The sequence below is a fragment of the Escherichia sp. E1V33 genome (assembly GCF_004211955.1).
In the GTDB taxonomy this organism is placed as follows: domain Bacteria; phylum Pseudomonadota; class Gammaproteobacteria; order Enterobacterales; family Enterobacteriaceae; genus Escherichia.
In genome coordinates this window covers 1-2006 of sequence record NZ_RHJI01000062.1, presented here as the reverse complement: position 1 = coordinate 2006, position 2006 = coordinate 1, and the positions used below count along the sequence as shown (strand labels likewise).

At 55.6% G+C, this 2006-nt stretch carries 5 protein-coding genes and 1 pseudogene; all 6 read left to right on the top strand.

Features of this window, described 5'->3' with window-relative positions; all coding sequences use genetic code 11:
• A partial coding sequence (gene lysB, locus D9742_RS23085; protein ID WP_130238353.1) for an Rz-like lysis system protein LysB occupies positions 1 to 286 on the top strand: 286 nt, incomplete at its 5' end.
• Positions 171 to 419, top strand: coding sequence for an Rz1-like lysis system protein LysC (gene lysC, locus D9742_RS23645; RefSeq protein WP_240780514.1), 249 nt, complete (start codon positions 171 to 173; stop codon positions 417 to 419). The genes lysB and lysC, both read left to right, overlap by 116 nt.
• Positions 382 to 813: a phage tail protein gene (locus tag D9742_RS23075; protein ID WP_001039937.1), complete on the top strand. Its 432-nt coding sequence runs from the start codon at positions 382 to 384 to the stop codon at positions 811 to 813. The genes lysC and D9742_RS23075 overlap by 38 nt, the downstream gene beginning before the upstream one ends.
• Positions 806 to 1252: a phage virion morphogenesis protein gene (locus tag D9742_RS23070; protein WP_130238351.1), complete on the top strand. Its 447-nt coding sequence runs from the start codon at positions 806 to 808 to the stop codon at positions 1250 to 1252. Before D9742_RS23075 ends, D9742_RS23070 begins: the two co-directional genes overlap by 8 nt.
• 68 nt (positions 1253 to 1320) lie before the next feature.
• Positions 1321 to 1899: a phage baseplate assembly protein V gene (locus D9742_RS23065; RefSeq protein WP_130238350.1), complete on the top strand. Its 579-nt coding sequence runs from the start codon at positions 1321 to 1323 to the stop codon at positions 1897 to 1899.
• Positions 1896 to 2006, top strand: a pseudogene (locus D9742_RS23060) (baseplate assembly protein); the annotation flags it as partial. The gene D9742_RS23065 and the pseudogene D9742_RS23060, both read left to right, overlap by 4 nt.

The window sequence follows — 2006 nt, the reverse complement described above, 5'->3', positions numbered from 1 at the left end:
CAGCCAGCTTATCAGCCTGTCTATTCTGACTGAAACCAATAACCGGGAGCAGGCGCGGCTCTATGCCGAAGCAGAACAGACCAGCGCGCTGCTGAGACAACGACAACACCGGATCGAGGAACTGAAACGTGAGAACGAGGATTTACGCTGCTGGGCTGATACTCCTTTGCCTGCTGACATTATCCGGCTGCGGGAACGCCCCACACTCACCGGAGGTGCAGCTTACCGTCAGTGGTTGTCCGCGAGTGACGCCGTGTCGGCTGGATCAGGCAGCGCCGCGCACTAACGGTGATCTGAATGCGTTGCTGGATGAAACGGAGGCCGCCTGGGCGGTCTGTGCAGACAAAATGGATATGATTATTGCGTGTCAGGAGCGAAATAGTGAACAAACCACAATCCCTGCGCCACGCCCTCAATAAAGCGGTGCCTTATGTCCGCAATAACCCGGACAAACTGCATCTGTTTGTGGATAACGGTTCGCTGGTTGCCACGGGGGCCAGCTCCATGTCGTGGGAGTACCGTTACACCCTGAACGCGGTGATTGAGGATTTCAGCGGCGACCAGAATCTGCTGATGGCCCCGGTTTTGCTGTGGCTGAGGGATAACCAGCCCGATGCCATCAATAACCCGGCGTTACGGGAAAAACTATTCACCTTTGAGGTGGATATTCTGCGCAACGATGTCTGTGATATCAGCCTCAACCTGCAACTGACGGAGCGTGTGCTGGTCAGCACTGACGGCAGTGTGTCAAGTGTTGAAGCGGTAGCGGAACCCGATGAACCAGAAGAAATGTGGACGGTGAAACGTGGCTGAATTACAGAAGGTGGACGACTGGCTGAGTGCTTTGCTGGCGAATCTGGAGCCAGCCGCAAGAAGCCGCATGATGCGCCAGCTGGCGCAGGAACTGCGCCGGACACAGCAGCAGAATATCAGGATGCAGCGCAACCCTGACGGCAGCAGCTATGAACCGCGACGGGTAACAGCACGCAGTAAAAAAGGCCGTATCAAACGGCAGATGTTTGTAAAGCTGCGCACCACAAAATACCTGAAAACTGCCGCCAGCGCCGATTCTGCCAGCGTGCAGTTTGAAGGTAAGGTGCAGCGTATTGCCCGCGTTCACCATTACGGCATGCGTGATCGCGTCAGTCGCAAAGGACCTGAGGTCCGTTACGCAGAGCGTCGTCTTCTGGGCGTAAATGATGATGTTGAGGCAATGACCCGCGACATGATTCTGCAATGGCTGGCGGGGTGATCTTTGTATCAGCACTGATACAAGTTGCAGCACTGCCGCCTTTCTTCCCCTGATGGCAACCTTTCCCTATGAACGCACAATTAACCGAAATCATGCGCCTTATCACCAACCTGATCCGCACTGGGGTAGTCACCGAAGTGGACAGGGAAAACTGGCTTTGCCGAGTGAAAACGGGCGAGCTTGAAACTAACTGGATCAGTTGGCTGACGCTGCGTGCAGGAAATGCCCGGACATGGTGGCGACCATCGGAAGGTGAGCAGGTGGTGCTGCTGAGTCTGGGGGGCAATCTGGAAACCGCCTTTGCGCTGCCCGCTGTCTATTCGAATCAGTTCGCGCCACCGTCGACGTCGGCGGACGCCTGTGTGACAGAACATCCTGACGGTGGCTGGTTTGAATACGAACCCGCTACCGGGCGCTGGTATGTCAGGGGAATCAAATCCATGGTCATTGAAGCTGCCGACAACATCACCCTGAAAACCAGTGAGTTTGTGCTGGAGGCCGACCGCACGCGTATTAACAGCGAAATGGTAATCAATGGTGGCGTTACCCAGGGCGGCGGTGCAATGAGTTCTAACGGGATCGTGGTTGATGCGCATCAGCATACTGGCGTCCTGAAAGGCGGCGATACAACCGGAGGCCCGGTATGACGCTTTATAGCGGGATGAACAATATCAGCGGTAAAGCCATTACTGATATTGACCATCTGCGCCAGTCGGTGCGGGACATTCTGCTGACGCCACAGGGTAGCCGCATT

Coding starts and splice junctions, on each gene's coding strand:
- D9742_RS23065 (WP_130238350.1), top strand. CDS start 1,321: ATGAACGCACAATTAACCGAAATCATGCGCCTTATCACCAACCTGATC.